This window comes from Flagellimonas ochracea (assembly GCF_009903685.1).
Lineage (GTDB): Bacteria > Bacteroidota > Bacteroidia > Flavobacteriales > Flavobacteriaceae > Flagellimonas > Flagellimonas ochracea.
Genome location: NZ_JAAABI010000004.1, coordinates 136,554 through 156,227, shown reverse-complemented (window position 1 = coordinate 156,227; position 19,674 = coordinate 136,554). Strand labels below are relative to the sequence as shown.

At 40.7% G+C, this 19,674-nt stretch carries 19 protein-coding genes and 1 tRNA gene; 7 read left to right on the top strand and 13 right to left on the bottom strand.

Going from position 1 to position 19,674, the window contains the following annotated elements:
- Window position 1: 1 nt before the first annotated feature.
- The 3 genes from ccoN to GTQ34_RS12375 all read right to left on the bottom strand — a co-directional run bounded on the left by ccoN (window position 2) and on the right by GTQ34_RS12375 (window position 4,856).
- On the bottom strand, window positions 2-2,203 hold the full coding sequence (gene ccoN, locus GTQ34_RS12385) for a cytochrome-c oxidase, cbb3-type subunit I (RefSeq protein WP_166524124.1): 2,202 nt from the start codon (window positions 2,201-2,203) through the stop codon (window positions 2-4).
- 2 nt (window positions 2,204-2,205) lie between these two features.
- On the bottom strand, window positions 2,206-2,412 hold the full coding sequence (ccoS, locus tag GTQ34_RS12380; RefSeq protein ID WP_166524123.1) for a cbb3-type cytochrome oxidase assembly protein CcoS: 207 nt from the start codon (window positions 2,410-2,412) through the stop codon (window positions 2,206-2,208).
- Between the two features lie 71 nt (window positions 2,413-2,483).
- On the bottom strand, window positions 2,484-4,856 hold the full coding sequence (locus GTQ34_RS12375) for a heavy metal translocating P-type ATPase (RefSeq protein WP_166524122.1): 2,373 nt from the start codon (window positions 4,854-4,856) through the stop codon (window positions 2,484-2,486).
- A gap of 119 nt (window positions 4,857-4,975) precedes the next feature.
- On the opposite strand from GTQ34_RS12375, the gene GTQ34_RS12370 reads away from it, so the two are divergent.
- On the top strand, window positions 4,976-5,665 hold the full coding sequence (locus GTQ34_RS12370) for a Crp/Fnr family transcriptional regulator (protein ID WP_166524121.1): 690 nt from the start codon (window positions 4,976-4,978) through the stop codon (window positions 5,663-5,665).
- 84 nt (window positions 5,666-5,749) lie between these two features.
- Window positions 5,750-6,664, top strand: a complete 915-nt coding sequence (locus GTQ34_RS12365; protein WP_166524120.1) for a universal stress protein — start codon at window positions 5,750-5,752, stop codon at window positions 6,662-6,664.
- Between the two features lie 118 nt (window positions 6,665-6,782).
- On the opposite strand, the gene GTQ34_RS12360 is transcribed toward GTQ34_RS12365, so the two are convergent.
- Window positions 6,783-7,172 carry a response regulator gene (locus GTQ34_RS12360; RefSeq protein WP_166524119.1) on the bottom strand — a complete coding sequence of 130 codons (390 nt, stop codon included), beginning with the start codon at window positions 7,170-7,172 and terminating at the stop codon, window positions 6,783-6,785.
- A gap of 418 nt (window positions 7,173-7,590) precedes the next feature.
- Between GTQ34_RS12360 and GTQ34_RS12355 the strand changes: the two genes are divergently transcribed.
- The 3 genes from GTQ34_RS12355 (at window position 7,591) to GTQ34_RS12345 (ending at window position 10,545) form a co-directional block, all read left to right on the top strand.
- On the top strand, window positions 7,591-8,748 hold the full coding sequence (locus tag GTQ34_RS12355; RefSeq protein ID WP_166524118.1) for an amidohydrolase family protein: 1,158 nt from the start codon (window positions 7,591-7,593) through the stop codon (window positions 8,746-8,748).
- A gap of 62 nt (window positions 8,749-8,810) precedes the next feature.
- Window positions 8,811-9,866 carry a sensor histidine kinase gene (locus GTQ34_RS12350; RefSeq protein WP_166524117.1) on the top strand — a complete coding sequence of 352 codons (1,056 nt, stop codon included), beginning with the start codon at window positions 8,811-8,813 and terminating at the stop codon, window positions 9,864-9,866.
- Complete coding sequence (locus GTQ34_RS12345) at window positions 9,841-10,545, top strand: LytR/AlgR family response regulator transcription factor (RefSeq protein WP_166524116.1); 705 nt, start codon at window positions 9,841-9,843, stop codon at window positions 10,543-10,545. Before GTQ34_RS12350 ends, GTQ34_RS12345 begins: the two co-directional genes overlap by 26 nt.
- 133 nt (window positions 10,546-10,678) lie before the next feature.
- Here GTQ34_RS12345 and GTQ34_RS12340 read toward each other — a convergent pair.
- Window positions 10,679-10,760: transfer RNA gene (locus GTQ34_RS12340), tRNA-Leu, on the bottom strand.
- A 107-nt stretch (window positions 10,761-10,867) separates the two neighbouring features.
- On the opposite strand from GTQ34_RS12340, the gene GTQ34_RS12335 reads away from it, so the two are divergent.
- Together GTQ34_RS12335 and GTQ34_RS12330 are read left to right on the top strand one after the other, a co-directional pair.
- Window positions 10,868-12,262 (top strand): dipeptidase, encoded by a 1,395-nt coding sequence (locus tag GTQ34_RS12335; protein WP_166524115.1) that lies wholly within the window; start codon window positions 10,868-10,870, stop codon window positions 12,260-12,262.
- 182 nt (window positions 12,263-12,444) lie between these two features.
- Window positions 12,445-13,545 carry a DUF4407 domain-containing protein gene (locus GTQ34_RS12330; protein ID WP_166524114.1) on the top strand — a complete coding sequence of 367 codons (1,101 nt, stop codon included), beginning with the start codon at window positions 12,445-12,447 and terminating at the stop codon, window positions 13,543-13,545.
- Here the strand turns inward: GTQ34_RS12330 and GTQ34_RS12325 are convergent, their stop codons facing one another.
- The 8 genes from GTQ34_RS12325 to GTQ34_RS12290 are packed head-to-tail and all read right to left on the bottom strand — an operon-like array spanning window position 13,546 to window position 19,651.
- Window positions 13,546-15,315 (bottom strand): MutS-related protein, encoded by a 1,770-nt coding sequence (locus GTQ34_RS12325; RefSeq protein ID WP_166524113.1) that lies wholly within the window; start codon window positions 15,313-15,315, stop codon window positions 13,546-13,548.
- Between the two features lie 5 nt (window positions 15,316-15,320).
- Entirely contained in the window at window positions 15,321-15,680 is a 360-nt protein-coding gene (locus tag GTQ34_RS12320) for an MmcQ/YjbR family DNA-binding protein (protein ID WP_166524112.1), read from the bottom strand.
- Window positions 15,677-16,078 carry a Dabb family protein gene (locus GTQ34_RS12315; protein WP_166524111.1) on the bottom strand — a complete coding sequence of 134 codons (402 nt, stop codon included), beginning with the start codon at window positions 16,076-16,078 and terminating at the stop codon, window positions 15,677-15,679. The genes GTQ34_RS12320 and GTQ34_RS12315 overlap by 4 nt, the downstream gene beginning before the upstream one ends.
- A gap of 6 nt (window positions 16,079-16,084) precedes the next feature.
- Window positions 16,085-16,708 carry a DUF4230 domain-containing protein gene (locus tag GTQ34_RS12310; protein ID WP_166524110.1) on the bottom strand — a complete coding sequence of 208 codons (624 nt, stop codon included), beginning with the start codon at window positions 16,706-16,708 and terminating at the stop codon, window positions 16,085-16,087.
- A gap of 32 nt (window positions 16,709-16,740) precedes the next feature.
- On the bottom strand, window positions 16,741-17,490 hold the full coding sequence (locus GTQ34_RS12305; RefSeq protein ID WP_166524109.1) for a cyclase family protein: 750 nt from the start codon (window positions 17,488-17,490) through the stop codon (window positions 16,741-16,743).
- Window positions 17,487-18,623 (bottom strand): radical SAM family heme chaperone HemW, encoded by a 1,137-nt coding sequence (hemW, locus tag GTQ34_RS12300; RefSeq protein WP_166524108.1) that lies wholly within the window; start codon window positions 18,621-18,623, stop codon window positions 17,487-17,489. Before hemW ends, GTQ34_RS12305 begins: the two co-directional genes overlap by 4 nt.
- Window positions 18,624-18,625: 2 nt before the next feature.
- Complete coding sequence (gene ruvC, locus GTQ34_RS12295) at window positions 18,626-19,177, bottom strand: crossover junction endodeoxyribonuclease RuvC (RefSeq protein ID WP_166524107.1); 552 nt, start codon at window positions 19,175-19,177, stop codon at window positions 18,626-18,628.
- Window positions 19,178-19,651 (bottom strand): hypothetical protein, encoded by a 474-nt coding sequence (locus GTQ34_RS12290; RefSeq protein ID WP_166524106.1) that lies wholly within the window; start codon window positions 19,649-19,651, stop codon window positions 19,178-19,180.
- Window positions 19,652-19,674 lie beyond the last annotated feature (23 nt).

The following is a 19,674-nucleotide window of genomic DNA, read 5'->3' as shown; positions in this document are numbered from 1 at the left end:
GTTATTTGTTTTGTGATAATAGTTCTTCGGTTTCCTTAACTTTAATGTCAGTACCCAATCTTTGCAGGTAGGCAATAAGTGCCACGATTTCCCTATCGCGCATTTCTATGAATTCTTCCCCGTTCTCTTCCGCGTATTTTTTATCCGCTTCGTAGGTCCGTACGAATTCAGGGTCGGCATATAGATTCTTTTCTATTTGAGCTGCCTGAGCTGCCATATTATCGGCGGCATTGGCTATATCTTCTTCAGTGTAGGGCACACCCAAACTTACCATGGCTTCCATTTTGCTCTGTACAGCACTTCTGTCATGCCTGTCTCTTACCAACCATTGATAGGCAGGCATAATGGACCCTGCCGATGTGCTTTGTGGGTCGTACATGTGGTTCAAGTGCCAGTTATCTGAATATTTTCCGCCTATGCGCAACAAATCAGGGCCGGTACGTTTACTGCCCCAAAGGAATGGGTGGTCGTAAACGAATTCTCCTGCTTTCGCGTATTCACCGTAACGTTCCACCTCGCTTCGGAAAGGACGGATCATTTGTGAATGGCAACCCACACATCCTTCGCGGATATAAAGGTCTCTTCCCTCCAACTCCAATGGGGTATAGGGTTTCACGCTTGTGATGGTTGGAATGTTGGACTTCACCAAAATTGTGGGTACAATCTGAACAATTCCACCAATCAAAATGGCCACTGTCGCCAAGATGGTCAATTGCACTGGTCTTCTTTCCAACCAATTGTGGAATGTTTCACCGGCAACACGTCTTTTGGATACCCTTATCAATGCCGGTGCTTCGGCAAGTTCGTCCTCAACATGGCTTCCTTTTCTGATGGTTACTATCACGTTGTAAACCATGATAAGCATACCCAAAATATAAAGGCTTCCGCCAATGGCCCGCATCCAATACATGGGGATTATCTGGGTTACGGTTTCCAAAAAGTTTCCGTAGACCAAGGTGCCATCTGGATTAAAATCTTTCCACATCAACGCTTGCGTAAATCCAGCAACGTACATGGGCAACGCATAGAGCACAATACCCAAAGTACCGATCCAAAAATGGAAATTGGCCAAGCCCTTGGAATATAAAGTAGTCTTAAACATTTTAGGCACCAACCAATAAATCATGCCAAAGGTCAAGAAACCATTCCAAGCCAATGCCCCAACGTGCACGTGTGCAATGATCCAATCACTGAAGTGTGCTATGGCATTTACATTTTTTAAAGAAAGCATGGGACCTTCAAAAGTCGCCATGCCATAACCGGTAATGGCCACCACCATAAATTTCAATGTGGCATCACTACGTACTTTGTCCCAAACACCACGAAGTGTTAAAAGACCATTGATCATACCACCCCAAGAAGGTGCTATCAACATCACGGAGAAAACAACGCCCAGGTTCTGGGCCCAGTCAGGCAATGAGGAGTATAACAAATGGTGCGGTCCTGCCCAGATATAGATGAAAATCAAAGACCAGAAGTGCACTATGGAAAGTCTGTATGAATAAATTGGCCTATTGGCTGCTTTGGGCACAAAATAGTACATGAGTCCCAAGAAAGGCGTCGTCAAGAAAAAGGCCACGGCGTTATGTCCATACCACCACTGCACCAGCGCGTCTTGCACCCCCGCGTAAACGGAATAACTTTTCAGCGCCGACACTGGTAATTCCAAACTATTGAATATATGCAATACAGCTACGGTTACAAATGTTGCCAGATAAAACCAGATGGCAACATATAGATGGCGTTGCCTTCTTTTTAAAATCGTACCGATCATGTTCCACCCAAATGCTACCCATACGACAGCTATCGCCAAATCGATAGGCCATTCGAGCTCCGCATATTCCTTAGAGGTGGTATAGCCCAACGGTAATGTTATGGCTGCCGCAACGATGATCAACTGCCACCCCCAAAAATTAAAATTACTCAAGAAATCACTGAACATTCTAGCCTTGAGCAAACGTTGGAGCGAATAATAGACCCCAGCAAAAATGGCGTTCCCGACAAAGGCGAAGATTACGGCGTTCGTATGAAGTGGCCTAAGACGACCAAAGCTCAACCATGAAATTCCATCCGTTACATTGGGGAACAAAAACATAAAGGCCAATAATAGGCCCACCAACATACCGACCACACCCCAAAGCATGGTGGCGTATAAGAACTTTTGTACGATTTTGTTATCGTAGCTAAACTGCTGTATTTCCATATTTATTGGTTTGTACTTTTTGTTTGATTGTGTTTAGATTTTTTGTTCTTAGGTTTTTGGTCATTCACAACTTCATCCTCAAACAGCATTCGCACTGAAGGCGTATAGGTATCATCATACTGTCCGCTTTTTACGGAAAACAGAAAAGCTGCGAAAAAGGCCAATGCAACCGAAATGCTAATGGCCAGCAACACATAGATAACACTCATACCTGATATAATTTAGGCGTAAAACTAGTTTTATGGAATTGTGTAAAAAATGACATTTATCAGATTTAAAATTATTTTAATTCCTTACCGATCAAATTTGTGCACAGTGTCGCAAACACTACAATGCTTATTGAACTCAAGGGCATTAAAATTGCCGCCACCACAGGCAGCAATTGCCCAGTGACCGCAAAATACAAGCCGACCACATTATAGCACAATGATAACAAAAAGCTGAGTTTTATGATTTGCATGGATTTTCTGGACAACTTTATGAACTTGGGCAATAAAGTCAGTTTAGAAGCATCAAGAATGGCATCACAGGCCGGGGAAAAAACATTGATGTTTTCTGAAACGGCAATGCCCACATCGCTTTGTGCAAGGGCTCCCGCATCATTTAATCCATCGCCGACCATGAGCACATTGTGACTTTCCTGCATTCTTTTTATATGGTTGAGCTTATCTTCTGGTTTTTGGTTGAACAAGATATTCGCATCTTTGGAAAGCATCTGCTGTAATTGTTTCCTTTCTCCATCATTGTCGCCAGAGAGCACGCCCACTTCCATTTGTCGACCCATTGCTTCAAAAATTTTGTCCACCCCTTCGCGATAGGCATTTTTGAACACAAACCGCCCTTTTACATTTTCATCTGAACTGATATAGACAGCAGTGTTTGAAGGTAACATGGATTTATGCTTTCCCACATAGGCTGCGGAACCTACTTTCATAGAATGGTCCTTGACCCGCCCTTCAATTCCCTTTCCGGTATGTTCTTGAAATTCATCCAAGGTCATTATGGCATTGGACTTTAGGATGTCGTACAAAGACCTGCTCAAGGGATGATTGGAAGCACGAAGCGTTGTTTTTAACAGAGCCGTCTCTTCTTCGCTCAATTCCATGCCCTCATATAGAATGGTTTCTTTTTGAGTCGTGGTCAATGTTCCAGTTTTATCAAAAATTGCCATATTGATTTTGGACAGGCGTTCTATGGCATTTGTATTCTTGAGATAAAACTTGTGCTTGCCAAATATCCTAAGCATATTGCCCAAGGTGAAAGGGGCGGCAAGGGCAATGGCACAGGGGCATGCGATAATCAATACCGCAGTGAAGACGTTCAAGGCCATGCTGGGTTCATTAAAGAGCCAAAACACCGTTGCGATCACAGCTATGGTCAAAACAGCGAACGTAAAACGCTTTCCTATACTGTCCGTAAGGGTTTGAAAATTGCCTGCCTTGTCTTTCGTGAAAACGGAATTTCCCCATAGTTGGGTCAGATAACTTTGAGAAACCGATTTTAATACCTCAACTTCCAAAACCCCTGACAGCTGTTTGCCCCCGGCAAAAAGCTTTTCTCCAGGTTCTTTAAAAACGGCTTGGGATTCTCCGGTGACAAAACTGTAATCAATTTCGGCGTTGCCCTTCAACAAGCGACAATCCACCGGGATAATCTCTTGGTTCCTGATTAGGATACGGTCTCCCACTTCCACTTTATAAATCTGGATACTCTCTTCCTCTCCTTTTTCATTCAACTTGGTGACCGCAATGGGAAAATAGGATTTATAATCTCTTTCAAAGGAAAGGTATGCATAGGTTTTTTGCTGGAAGAATTTTCCCAAGAGCAAGAAAAAAACCAACCCCGTTAAACTATCAAAAAAGCCCGAGCCCAAATCAAAAATAATGTCGGTGGTGCTTCTCAAGAACAAGGTCAATATTCCCAAGGCAATAGGGACATCAATATTCAACAATCGTGATCGCAATCCTTTATAAGCGGATAAAAAATAATCTCGCCCAGCATACAGCACCACAGGAACGGAAAACGCAAACATCAACCAGCGAAAAACAGGTTTATATTGATCCAGCCAAAACTCCTCAACCTCAAAATATTCAGGAAAAGAAAGCAGCATTACATTGCCAAAGGCAAATCCGGCGACCCCAAGTTTATAGATGAGCGAGCGATCTACCTTTCCTTTTTCTTTGTTATAGGCTTCCAACGAGATGTAGGGTTCATAACCTATACTTCCCAGCAATAGCACCAAGGCCTTAAGGGAAATTTCTTCCGTTTTGTATCCAACGCGGACGGTCTTCTTAGGGAAATCAACTTGTGAACTGGTAATGCCAGAATGCAGGCGTCCCAAATTTTCCAATACCCAAATACAGGAACTGCAATGGATTGTAGGAATACTGAGGTTGACCACTTGCATGCCTTCTTCATTGAACTCTACCAGCTTATCCACTATTTCCTGATTGTCAAGAAAATCATATTTTTTGCGAACCTCATTGGGTGTGGTGCCCGCCCTGGCCTCTATATCATAAAAAGTGGACAGCCCGTTCGAAGTGAATATTTCGTAAACGGTTTTGCAACCATTACAGCAGAAATCCCTTTCATCAAAGCGGACATGATATTTTCCACATTGATCTCCACAATGATAACATGCAGCGTTTGCCATTACATTTGCTTAACCTTCGACAAATTTGAAATACTCTCCTATCTAAAAATATGACTTTTATCAGGTATATTTATACGATGAAACCTTAAATTTGTTTCTATCAGGTAAATATGTCAATTATGGAGAGTAGATGTGAGAATTGTATCGTCCGACAGTTCAACTCACTCCGTGCCATGAGCAAGGAGGAATTGAAGAAAGTCTCAGATTCAAAAGTCACCAAAACCATTAAAAAAGGCGAACCTCTTTTTCAGGAAGGCGAAAAGTTAAATGGTGTTTTCTGCGTGAGAAATGGGGTTTCCAAACTCTCCAAACTAAGCGCCAATGGGAAGGACCAAATCGTGAAATTGGCTTCTAAGGGAGAAGTCATTGGGCAGCGTTCGGTTATTGCGGAAGAATCCACGAACCTTTCAGCAGTGGCAGTAAACGACATGGAAGTCTGCTTTATTCCCAAAGAAAGTATAAACCATACCTTGCAAAAAAATCCGAATTTCACCTTGGAAGTATTGCGTCACATGGCGCACGATCTTAAAGAAGCGGATGACGTTATCGTAAACATTTCACAGAAAACGGTAAAGCAACGAATTGCAGAGGCATTCCTTTATCTTAAAAACAATTTTGGGGAGGACAAGGATGGGTTCTTGGCTCTTACCCTTTCCAGGGAAGACATTTCGAATGTGGTCGGTACCGCTACGGAGTCTGCCATTCGAATCATTTCCGAATTCAAGAAAAAAGGCTATCTACATACTTCCGGGAAAAAAATCGCCATTAAGGACGAGCGTAAGCTCAAAGAGATTGTGGAAGGGTTTTAGCAAGCCTTTTTCGAAAGCTGATATTTATCATAGTATTCGCCTTTGTGAGCACCTAATTTTACTGCATCTTATATTTTTTTTGTGATGCAGAAGATTTTAATACCTACGGATTTTTCGGAAAATGCATGGAATGCCATTGACTATTCCATGCAATTGTTTCGCGACAAAGAATGCACCTTCTATCTGCTGAATACATACACCCCTGTTATTCCCAGCAGCAGATTCATGGCTAAAATGATTGACGGGGTGCGTATTGTGGATGCCGTTCGGGATTCATCCGAAAAAAATCTTCAAAAGACAGTGGCCCAAATCAAGGGGAAATACAAAAATCCTAAACATCATTTTAAGACTGTTTCTTCTTTCAACCTTTTGGTGGAAGAAGTTAAGGACATGGTAGATACTTTTGGTATAAATCTAGTGATTACCGGTACCAAAGGAGCTTCAGGCATTGACGAGATTTTTATGGGGAGCAATACCGTACGCATCATAAAGAGCATCAAAAAATGTCCCATCTTGGCCATCCCAAAACATTTTGATTATGTTACACCCAACGAAATTGCTTTTGCCACAGATTTCAATCGGTTCTACACCTTATCAGAGTTGACACCTTTATTGGATATGGCCAAAATGTTCCAAGCAACAATACGCATTGTGCACGTTCAATATGGTATTAAGGCGTTATCGGAATTGCAACAATTTAACCTGAACATGCTCCGAAGATATTTGAGTGATGTGGAACACTATGTGCATACCGTTTCTGAACTGCATTCTGTTTCACAAACTTTGGAAATCTTTACAAAAGAACTGGATATACATCTGTTGGCCTTGCTAAACTACCAACATAGCTACATGGAGCAAATGACCCGAGAACCCATAGTTAAAAAAACGGCTTTCCACACCCAGATACCGCTATTGGTAATTCCCGAATTGGGGATGGAAGGCATTGCCGTAGGGGTTGGAACGGAGAGTAGGTCTGCCTCAAATCAAGAAGAACCATAGTTTTAGCCCATTTGGCAAAATAAAATCAACTTTCTTAGGGCCAAAAAATGAAATCCCTTAACGTGTACTTATGGGTTGACATCGTTTCAACGAATAACGAATAGAAAGTAGTTTTTTATCAAGTGAACGAAGCTTGTAAATAGTCTTCCAAATGTTCAATTTGTAGAGGTTTTGAAATGAATCGTTTCACAAATTTTCCATATTTTTTTGCCTCCTCCTTGTCCACTTGGGATATGGAAGACGTTACAAGCAATACTTCTATGCTCTCAGGAAAGTTTTCCAAAACCATAAACTCCAAGAATTCAAATCCACTCATTTCGGGCATATTGATATCTAGAAGAAGTAAAGTTTTATCATTTTTGTTTTTTCTAAATCTTAAATCATCTAAGGCCAATTCCGGATTAGTGAAGCTCTTTACTTTATCCTCCATTCCCATTTTTCGGAAATGGATTGCATTGATCGTGTTTACTAAATCTTCATCATCGACCAAATAAATTTCCTTGTACATACGCTCTGGCAAAAAATTTACTTGTTAGTTACTTTTTTTTAAATCAACTACTTTCAGTGCTGGTAAAAACACATCTCGCTGTAACTAGAAAAACTACATTTATTGAGATTTATTGTAAAAAAAAGTAAGAAAAAAACTATTTAAGATAGTATCACCTCCTTGGGCATGGAGCTATTTCAAACTTCTTGCTGCATAAACACTCAATCTTAATATGCTTTATCCACGCAATAATTCTTTTCGACTACTGGCAACATCCTCCCAGCGATTATTTTTTTTAGCACAAAGCAAAACTTGTTCTTTTAAATAAAAAGTAACAATGAAACCATATTTGTTATTAATACTTCCCTTAATTTTTTCATGCATTCCAAGGCTAAAAGAACCTGAAAAAGTTGCTATAAAAAATCCTGAGAGTATAACAATGCAGTTGATCAACGGAAAATGGTTCAATGGAGAAGAATTCATCAAACGGACTTTTTGGGTCGAGGATGGATTGCTCTATTTTGATAAAATTGAAAATGAGGTTGATACCGTATTAGACCTTTCAGGCAAATTTGTGATCCCTCCCTTTGCCGAGGCTCATAATCACAACTTGGAAAGTGATTACGAACTGGAAAAACGTATCGACAACTACCTCAAAAATGGTGTGTTTTATGTTAAGCATTTATCAGCCATTAGGATGCAGCTAGAACCATTGATGCACCTTTACAACAAACCATCAGGGTTGGATGTTAGTACAACGTATGCGCCTTTAACTGGCACGGGAGGACATCCGGTAGCAATCCGTGAAAAATTCTTTGATTGGGGTTATTATGACGTATTTGATTCCAAACAAGATATTGAGTCGCATGGTTACTTCATAATCGACTCGGAACAGGATCTAAACAAAAAATGGGGGCATATCCTTTCATTTGAGCCAGATTTCATAAAAATCAATCTATTGTATTCGGAGGAGTATGAGAAGCGAAAGAATGACCCCACCTATTTTGGAAAAAAGGGACTGAATCCTAATCTAGTGAACAAAATTGTAGAAAAAGCCCATACTGACGGGCTGCGTGTTAGTGCCCATGTAGAGACAGCTTATGATTTTCATGTGGCCGTAGAGGCGAATGTGGACGAGGTTGCACATTTACCTGAAATAACCCATGGCCAGACCATTGACCCTGAAGACATTAAAATGGCCAAAGAAAAAGGAATCACTATAGTCACCACCGTTTCTTTGATAAGAAAAAGGGCAAAGCAACCCAATTTTCAAATACTAATGGATAACATTCGCCACAACCTCAAACAATTTAAAAAAGTGGGAGCCAAACTTGCAGTAGGATCGGATAATTTCAATGGAAACTCCGCTGGCGAGTTCCAATTGCTGCAAAACCTAGGTGTTTTTACCAACTTGGAGTTGCTTAAAATGTGGACCGAGAATTCAACGGAGACTATTTTTCCCAATAGGAAGGTTGGCAAGCTTTTCGAGGGATACGAGGCAAGCTTTTTGGTGTTGGAAACAAACCCTCTAGAAAATATTGTTGGTATTACGGAAGGGATTGAGTTGAGAATAAAGCAGGGCACTATCTTAAACTGACAATGGAGATCAATTAATTATCTTTATGATAATTGATTCGCAGGAAAAACAATCCGTGATAAATGAAAAAAGAGTGGTCAAGAGTGGCCCGACATTTGTTGTTTTGGGCAATATTCGTAATGTTGTGGAGCACCCACGACCTGAATTATCACCGTGATTTATTGGACAACTTTCGGACAAATTTAGTTGCCTTTGTCCCTTATGCGGTTCTGGTCTATTTCAATCTTTATTTTTTGGCTCCAAAATTTTTGTTGAACAAGAAAATAGCCCATTATCTGATCTTTTTGATACTATGTATTATTCTTGCCACTTGGTTTTCCTCCCATTATCTGCATTACTATTTTTCGAGGATAAACGTTTATCTGCCAACCGCCAATTTCTTTCATAGTTTTGAGGGTAGGATTGCCATAGCGACAGAAGTTATTCTTTCCTTGTGTCTGTCCATGACACTATTTCTTATAGATCAATGGTACAAAAAGGAACAGGTTTTAAGGGAAATAGAACAAAAGCATCTAGAAACTGAACTGAGTTTATTAAAGAGTCAAATCAACCCTCATTTCCTTTTCAATTCCCTCAATAGTATTTATGTAATGATGAACAGGAACTTAAATGCTGGAAAAAAAATGTTGTTGGAGTTTTCGGAGCTGTTGAGCTATCAACTTTATGAGACAGGTAAGAAACATATTAGTCTGGAACGTGAATTTGAAAACCTCGCCAATTATATCAACATCGAAAGTGTTAGGCATTCCGATTTGGTCACTGTGATTCATAACTTCCCAAAAAATCTTGGGGAACTTCACATATCCCCAATGCTCTTGCTTCCCATTGTTGAAAACGCCTTTAAACATGGCCAGAACAGCAGAGGGTATGAAATTCAAGTGCAAGCAGATATCTCAAGCGATAGCGTACTGAACTTCAATGTGCAGAACACTTCGGCAAATCGAACCAAAACAAGAGTCAAGCATAAAGACCAAAAAGGAATAGGTATAACCAACCTTAAGCGGAGATTGGAACTTATATATTCCAACCGGCATGTTCTTACAATAAAAGATATGGAGGAAAGATTTATCGTGAACTTGAAAATAGAATTGGATGAAACTAAAATGCTTAATCGTTGATGACGAAAATCTTGCCCGAAAAGGTCTTGAGGATTTTGTGTCCCAAACACCTTTTTTGGAACTCAAGGGCTCTATGGCATCTGCTCTGGATGCCATGGAATTTTTAAAATCGAATACCGTTGATCTCATGTTCTTGGATATTCAGATGCCAAATATGACAGGTCTGGAATTGATGAAAGCACTCCATGCCCCTCCCCGAGTTATTTTTACAACGGCATACCGCGAGTTTGCTTTGGAAGGTTTTGACCTCAATGCTGTGGACTTCTTACTAAAACCTTTTTCCTACAATCGGTTTTTAAAGGCTGTGGACAAGACTATTTCATTGAACAAAACCGATTTGGTAGAGGGCAGTGATTATATTTTTATTAAGTCTGATGGTATCTTGGTTCGCATATCCATTGATGACATCACTTTTGTAGAAACTGCAAAAGACTACATCTTTATTCACACGGTAACCGATAAATATCTGACCCTTGTCTCCATGCGCCATATCGAAAATCAACTTCCCAAAGCAAAATTCATGCGGGTACACAGGTCATTTTTGGTGGGCATAAAACATGTAAAAAAGATTGAAGGGTCTTTACTTTATGTGGCAAACCACAAAATCCAGATCAGTAAAACACTTCGAAACCAAGTATATGATAGGATTGTAGGGGACAATTATATTGGTCGTTTTTGACAATTCAATTCATCAATTGAATTGAGTTAGGTAGCTCAAGTATCCCAACCCATTATTTTAAACTCACTTTAAAAATCAAATCAGAGAAAACAGTCCAAAATAAAAAAGCCCTCAACAATTTGAGAGCTTTCTGTGCGGGTGAAGGGAGTCGAACCCCCACGCCTCGCGGCACTAGATCCTAAGTCTAGCGTGTCTACCAGTTCCACCACACCCGCAGGCACCGATATTTACCGGGATGCAAATATAATCCAATTTTCCAATATGCAAATGCACAGCTTTTAAAAACTTGTTTTTTGTACATTTAGTCAGTTTTTACAAAAATATGGAGCAAATAAAAGATTACATCAACACTAATAAAGACCGGTTCATAAACGAGCTTATTGAACTTTTAAGAATCCCTTCAATCAGTGCAGACCCCGCCTATTCCGAAGATGTCTGGGAAACGGCCAAAGCTGTGGAGGAGTCACTCGCGAGCGCCGGTTGCGACAATGTAGAAATTTGTGAGACCAAAGGTTACCCTGTAGTGTACGGAGAAAAAATCATTGATCCCAATTTGCCAACCGTACTGGTTTATGGCCATTATGATGTACAACCTCCAGACCCAATGGATTTATGGAAATCGCCTCCTTTTGAACCCGTTATCAAGGAAACGGAACTACATCCACACGGAGCAATTTTTGCCCGTGGTTCCTGTGATGACAAAGGACAGTTCTATATGCATGTGAAAGCGGTAGAATTTATGATCAAAAACGATAAACTGCCCTGCAATGTTAAGTTTATGATAGAGGGTGAGGAAGAGGTTGGAAGTGACAGTCTGGCCGATTTTCTGGAAGACCATAAGGATAAGCTTAAAAACGACATCATTCTGATTTCTGATACCGGGATGATTGCCAACGATATTCCTTCCATCACCACGGGACTTAGAGGACTTAGCTATGTGCAGGTCGAAGTTACCGGACCGAACAGGGATTTACATTCTGGAATTTATGGCGGGGCGGTACCCAATCCCATCAATATCTTAAGCAAAATGATTGCTTCTTTGCATGATGAAAACAATCATATTACCATCCCTGGTTTCTATGACAAAGTTGAGGAGTTATCCAGTGATGAAAGAGCCGAAATGGCGGAGGCCCCATTTGATTTGGAAGCCTATAAAAAAGCCTTGGACATTGGTGATGTTTACGGAGAAAAGGGATATAAGACCCCAGAACGGTACTCCATACGACCAACGCTCGATGTGAACGGTATTTGGGGCGGTTACACCGGAGAGGGAGCCAAAACAGTGATTGCCAGTAAAGCTTATGCAAAAATTTCCATGCGGTTGGTGCCCAATCAAGATCCAGATGAAATTACAAACCTATTTACAAAACATTTTGAATCAATAGCTCCCAAAGGAATTAAAGTCAAGGTGACTCCACACCATGGTGGATTGCCTTATGTGACCCGAACTAATAGCGTCGGATATCAAGCTGCGGCCAAAGCCTACGAAACGACTTTTGGAAAGAAGCCTGTTCCCGAACGCACTGGGGGAAGCATTCCCATCGTAGCCTTGTTCGAACAGGTTTTGGGCAGCAAAACCATTTTGATGGGCTTTGGGCTGGACAGCGATGCCATTCACTCACCCAACGAACATTTTGGGGTATGGAATTTTTTGAAAGGCATTGAAACCATTCCCTACTTTTACAAGTATTACACCGAAATGGCAAAAGAATCATAATCACAATATTTTCGCACTTTTTTTATGCTTTTTAAGGGCTGCCCTTACCCACTTGAAAATCTTTTGGATTCAAGAACTTTATTGCACAAAAAGGATGGCAAAAAAACTTTTGCAGGACAAAATGTGTAACAAATCAATGATGTCCACGTTCTAATAGTCTATCAATCAAAGAGAACACAGTTATGCTTCAACGTTTTTTTATCTTCTGCTCGGGAGCGGATACCCATATTCTAGAGTCCTGTTCCAACGGAGAGCGCAATAAGTATGTGGGTATCGGCGCCACAGTATTTTTTACAGCTGTTATGGCCTTTATTTCCAGTGGTTATGCCCTCTTCACCGTTTTTGACAATATTTATACCTCCATTTTCTTTGGATTAATATGGGGGCTCTTAATCTTTAATTTAGACCGATACATAGTATCAACCATTAAAAAACGGGATAGTTTTAAAAGTGAACTATGGCAGGCTACACCTCGAATTGTTTTGGCTATGATTATTGCGATAGTGATTTCCAAACCCTTGGAGCTGAAGATTTTCGAAAAGGAAATCGATCAGGTGCTCTTGGAAGAGAAAAATGCAATGACCTTGAACAACAAACAGCAATTGGCGCTGCAATACACGCCCAAAATAGAAAGTCTCGACCAAGAAATAGCCCAGTTGAAAAATGAAATAGCCGAAAAAGAGGCAGCCACCAATGCCCTTTATGATACCTACATTTCAGAAGCCGAAGGTACCGCTGGAACCGGGTTACTTGGTAAAGGTCCCGTATACAAAGAAAAAAGAGAAAAGCATGATACTTACCTCGCCGAGCTCAAGGAGCTGAAGACTACTAACAGCGAAAAAATTGCCGCTGTGGAAGCGGAAATTGCCGCTCTAAATGCCGATTATAATACGGCGGTGGGCAATTCACAGCCCATCATTGATGGTTTTGACGGTCTCATGGCTCGCATAAATGCCCTGGGAAAATTACCTTGGCTCCCTTCCTTCTTCATCTTTTTACTGTTCTTGGCAATTGAAACGGCTCCCATCATTGCTAAATTATTGGTACCAAAAGGTGAATACGAATACAAGTTTGAGGAACAGGAAAGTGTAGTCGCTACTTGGGTGACCCAGAAAGTGACGCAGCGAAAATTACTGCTGGGAACAGATGCTTCGCTCAACGAAAAAGTATACTCCGATATAAAAGATGAGGAAGAACTGTATCGTTACAAGAAAGAAAAAGCAGAAGAGCTACTTCGATTACAGGCCAATTCTTTTTATAACACGCAGGTAAAAGGACTTTGATCAGTCCACAATACCCATGTCTTTGAGCAAAAATGAAGCGTTCATGTTTTGGCAAATACCGGACCTGTATTTGTAATCGAAATAAAGCGCTCCATCCACAATCTGGGCATCAAAATAGTGGTTTTCCACTTGGGGAAGTTTTTGTGACAATTCACAGAGACTTAAATCATGGGTAGCCACTAAGCCTGTTGTTCCCGAGTGCACTAAGCGTTCTACAAACTTTTTGGAGCCTTCTGCTTTGTCAACACTATTGGTTCCCTTTAAAATTTCATCTAAAACCACAAAACAATCCCCCTTTCCAAGTTCATCAATAATATACTTCAGTCGTTTTAGCTCTGCATAAAAGTAAGAAGTATCATCGGTCAAGGAGTCCGATGAACGCATGCTGGTCAACAAACGTACTGGAGTGTATTTTACATCCTTTCCCTTTACCGGCAAACCAACATTGGCCATAACAATTTGAAGGGCAACGGCCCTTAAAAAAGTACTTTTACCGGCCATATTCGCCCCTGTAATAATGCTGAAACGGCCCCTGTCAATCGAAAAATTGTTCAACACGTTCTTCTCCGCATTAATTAATGGATGCCCCAAATCCTTCACTTCCAGCACCAAACGGTTTTTTAGAATTTTGGGATAGGTATGGTCTGGATGATTAAAGGCATAGTTGCCCAAACAATTGTACGCATCGAAATAGGCTATGGCCTTGAACCAATCTTCAACCTGTGAACCGTATTTATCCATCCAAGCCTCCAATCGATTTACAAAATAGGGAGTCCAAAGCATCAGTCCCTGGCCAAAAATAACAACCATCAAGTTGTTCTGCTGCTCCAGCATGGACATAAAACGCTTAAATTTTTTTAAGGTTTTGGAGACGCTATCCCCATTTAAATGCAAACTCTCTTTGAACTCCTTCAACAGCACCGCATTGAAATCCCGGTGTTCAAGCTCTTCCAATAGTCTTTGGTATTGGACGATAGTATCGAAAGCTTGGGATACATGTGAGGAAAACCGCATGGACTTTTTGCCAAAGCGTCCTACTATTATCCACCCCAACAGATACCAAATCAGGATTAAGCTTTCAGGGAAAAATCCCAAAATGCCGCCTACGATCAATAGTATGGATATCACCAAAAACCCAGGGGCAAAATAACGCATCCAAACGGGTACAAAGGGTTTATGGTTTTTCATCCAATGGGATACGACTTCGTGAGAAACTTTGGGGCGCCTGTTTCCGGCCAAAGCCCAGAACTGCTGGCGCCATTCGGGAAGTGCTGATAATTCTTTTATGGCCTCCTGTTTTTTAGAAATATCTGCGGGCATATCATCCAGCAAAAGCTTTGCCAACATCTTGCTCCCCTGCCCTAGTGCTGTTCTATTGCAATATTGATAAAAAGATCCTCTTCCGAACAAATCCAAATCTTGGGCATAGGGATGGCCCTGTTCCATAAATTCTTCTCCATTGAACAAATGATGAAAACGTCCCTCCAATACAACCAACTCAGTTTCATTAATTGTCACCAAGCGCTCCAAATATGCTTTTTCCCGTTTATAATCGACGTACCTGGACACTAAATACAAAAAAACCACCAACCCTAGAAGAAAAATCCATGGTGCAATCCAACTACTCCAAAAAAAATACATGCTCAATGCAACAAGTAAAAAAACAGTCAGGCGAAGAAGGGCCAGGAAGTTCAGCCCCCTCTTCACCTGTTGAAGCGCGTTCCTGTGCTTGCTTAAATTTTGCGTGTAGAATATGCGAAGTTTTTCCATTTAAATCAACCTAAATCCTCCAATTCTTCTCTAAGCTTTTTAGTGAGGCCCGCCACTACCAAGTTATAGGAATGGTCCACCAAATCTTTGATTAATTGGGGCGGTAAGTTTTCCAAAAGAAGGGTGTTCCAATGTTTTTTGCTCATATGGTATCCGGGAGTGATAAGGCCATCATATTCTTCTCGAAGCACTAAGGCCCTTTCAGGGTCACATTTCAAATTGCACTGCGAGGGAACTCGCTCCAGGGGAATCAAAGCAAACATTTTACCCATGACCTTAAAGACCAAGGTATCCAAATCAAAAGGAAAGTCTTCAGCAGCACCTTTTTTTGCCAAACAATAGGTTCTTAAATCTTCTATGTTCATTTGTCCACTCCTAATGCGTCATAGACCACTACTTTTTCCCATAAGTCCTTGCATTCTTCTATAAATGTCAAATGGACCTCTTCATTTTGATAGGCTTCTTGTGCTTCTGCAGATTCAAAAGTGACAATTAGGGCATAGGTAAAAGAATCATCAACCACATCGCGCGTGGCACTTGGTGGAGTTCCCACAAAATTGGTCTTAGCGTATTTGGATTTATCAAGAAATGATTTCAAGGAACGCTCAAAAAGATTTCTATCGGATTGACTGTCTGGATTTTTCAGCCAAAAATATACCGTATGTGTAAAAGTATGATCAAATGCTGTTTTATTCAATTGGTCTTGAGCAAGACCAAATGATGCAATCCCCAAAAAAAAAGCAATCATGACCTTTGTTTTCATATCTTTTTATTCTTCTAATAGATTTTTTTCCTTGCTTGAAATCTCTAGGGCAGAGTAGTCCAAAGTCCATCCAATGGTTTCCACGATCTTTTCTACAAGAAGAACAGCTTGCAGGGCTTCTTTTTTGGCCGTTTCCATCAATCCGCTTTCTGGAATTTTTTGTTTGATGAGTTCTTTGGCTTCTTGGTTCAGTTTGGTCATATCATCCGGCGAGAAACTATTGAACAATCCGTTTTTGATATCATAAAATTGAAGGTCTGGTTCTATTGACAACACCTCAGGCTCTGGAAAATTTTCTAGTTTGATTCTTTTTTTGGCGTTATCTGCTTTTAAGTTCAGTTTGGCCAGATCATATCCAATCTGCGCCTTGGCCTTTACCACAACAAGCGCCTTTTTTCTGCTTCGAAACAGGCTCATGAACCCTTCTTTGGTATTTTCGTAATGATGGATTTCTGCAAAATCCCCTTCCACGGAAACCAACTTACATACACTTCTAATCTTGTCCAGCAAAATAGTGGACTGATGTTTGGTGACTTCCCTGTTCTTTTTCCTTCGTAATATGGAAAAAAGCCAATACATGAGTATCGCCCCTAAAATAAGTCCTAAAAAAACTTCCAAAATATCCCCCATAAGCTAAATATATGAAGTTTGTGAACAATTGTTCAATCCATTATTTGATATAGCACCGGTCTACTGGGACTGGCATCATTTTCTATTGGGGCAACCTGCAAATCCAAAAAATAGGTGCCATCCAAAACTGTATTGGGCACAAAAATAAATTCGGTTATGGTAGCTGTTGTCCTTAGCTTTCCATTCAAGTTCCAAAAAGCCTTGTGTGCCAAGAGAGCTCCATCGTCCTTCTCCTTATCCACCGAAGGCAGGTCCACCAACAGATGTTCCACACCTTTTTGCACCAAGTAGTGCACTGCTTCTTCCTTCAAATAGGGCGGATTGGTATTGGAATAATTTTTAGACTTTTTTTCGATAAGATTCGGTAAGGTTCTGATGACCAACGCCTCTCTTTTTTTATTGCCCAAGGCATACTTCAACTGTTTTTCTGAGATAGTAAAATCCTCTCCATACTGTTCGGGAGCTACTGTAACCACTTCCGCTAAATAGAAAAAGTGCTTCATTTTTTGATTGATGGAATGGAACTCATCCGTAATATGCCCCAAACATTCGGTGTGGGTCACATGGGAATGCGGATTAAACCAAATATCATTGAAGTTTGTAGACGCACCCTCCGAAACTTTTCCAACAAAATCGTCTTCCATGTGAGGTTCGATCTTAGGCGGAGTCAAATACCAAGCATTCACATTGTCTTTGTCCCCAACCAGTGGAATGGATATGTCCAGCGGTTTTGACAAATCTATCCTGTAGTTTCTGGAGTTATGCTTAATCGTGGCAATCATTTTTCCAAGTTAACCATAAAAAGATCGGCCGCAATCCCATCCACTAAAAACTTGCCTTTTTTGGTGGCCAATAAGATGCCATCGTCCTCAAAAAGCAAGTGGTCATCCACATATTTTTGGGATTGCTCGTTCAAATAATTCAAATATTGTTTTCCAAATCGGTCATTGACCACCTGTTTAGTAACGCCCCAAATGGTTCGCAGCCCGGTCATTATGTATTCATTGTACTGGTCTGTTTTAGATAAGGATTCCATTTCCATAGGCAGTTCACCTTTCTCCAAAGCGTTGATATATTTTATATTGTTGCGCACATTCCATGCGCGTCGCTGTCCGTCAAAGGAATGGGCCGAAGGGCCTATTCCCATATATTTTTTACCTTGCCAATACGATGTATTGTTCTTCGAAAAAAAGCCTGGTTTTCCAAAATTTGATATTTCATAGTTTATGTAGCCCTGCTTTTCCAACCGCTCCTCCAAAATATGGAATTGTTGGTGAGCCTGAGCATCATCCACATCAGGAACGATTCCTTTTTCGATAAATTTTTTCAACGCCGTTCTGGGTTCCACGGTCAGGGCATAACTGGAAATGTGGGGAACTTGAAATGTCAATGCTTTTTCAATATTGACCTTCCATCTTTCATGGTCCATGCCGGGAATTCCGTAAATAAGGTCTATGGAAATATTTTCAAAGTATTTCGTGGCTTCTTGAATGCAGCTCTGGGCTTCACCGGCATTGTGTGCCCGGTTCATCAGCTTTAAGTCTTCATCAAAAAAAGATTGGATACCGATACTGAGACGATTTATTGGACTTTTAGATAATTGGATGATTCGATTATTAGCTAAATCATCTGGATTGGCCTCGAGGGTAATTTCTGGATGGTCAATTACTTTGTAATTGTTGTAAACGGCCTGGATCAACCTTTCTATTTCCTCCAATTTGAGAACGGATGGTGTGCCCCCGCCAAAGTAGATGGTCTCGACTTCATCATTTTGAAATTTCCCTTTGCGGAGCTCCATTTCTTTCTGGAGCATGTCCACCATTTTTTCTTTTCTTCCCAGTTGTGTGGAAAAGTGAAAATCACAATAGTGACAAGCCTGCTTGCAGAATGGTACATGAACATAGATTCCAGCCATTGCTATCCTATTTTTTTAGGATTTTGTTTCACAAATGCTTCCCAGCCCGTGTAGTTTTTACCCACATCCATCCTGCCATCGTTATAAAAATGGCAAACAGCAGCAGCTAATCCATCCGTACTGTCCAAATTTTTTGGAAGTGTTTTTAGTTTCAAAACACTTTGCAACATTTTGGCCACCTGTTCCTTGCTGGCATTTCCATTTCCCGTAATGGACATTTTTATCTTTTTGGGCATATACTCTGTAATGGGAACTTGCCTTGAAAGTCCAGCCGCCATGGCAACCCCTTGCGCCCTGCCCAGTTTAAGCATGGATTGCACATTTTTGCCATAAAAAGGAGCTTCAATTGCAATTTCATCAGGATGGAATGTATCGATCAACTCTAAGGTGCGGTCAAAAATAAGTTTGAGTTTGGTGTAGGGGTCCGTATATTTTTTAAGCATCAATTCGTTCATCTGCACAAAGTGCATTTGTTTATCGATGACTTTAATGATGCCAAAGCCCATCACCGTGGTGCCGGGGTCAATTCCCAAAATAATTTTTTCTTTTGCCAATTAATCAGTGCTTAAAACCAAAGGAAGTCTAAATCGTATACTTACTGGAATACCTCTTTTAAGTGCCGGTTTTACGGTAAAATCGTTTAAACGCTGGGTCACTTCTGATCTAAAGTTTTCGATTTGGTTGAAAATGGCCGTTTTTTCCTCAACATTTCGTATGGTTATAAAGCCATGTTCATCAACCTCAAAATCAATAAAAACGGTATCATTCAAATTTTCTTCCACCTGAAAATGCAGGCTATCCAACGCTTTCGAAAAATAGCCCATAAGAACATTTTGAAAGCACCCCTTTTGTTGGGGCTTACTGACGGTTTCATCGCACTCCTCAAAAAGAGGGTATTGATCAACATCATTCCAATCAATGGCCAAGAGCTCGTCATCGACCATTTTTTGGGTTTTATCTTCTTTGGACATAAACAGCTCGCAGGACACCAACATTCCAAAACAAATCAAGAACAAATACTTCTGCATGGCAACCCCAAGAATTTGGCTGA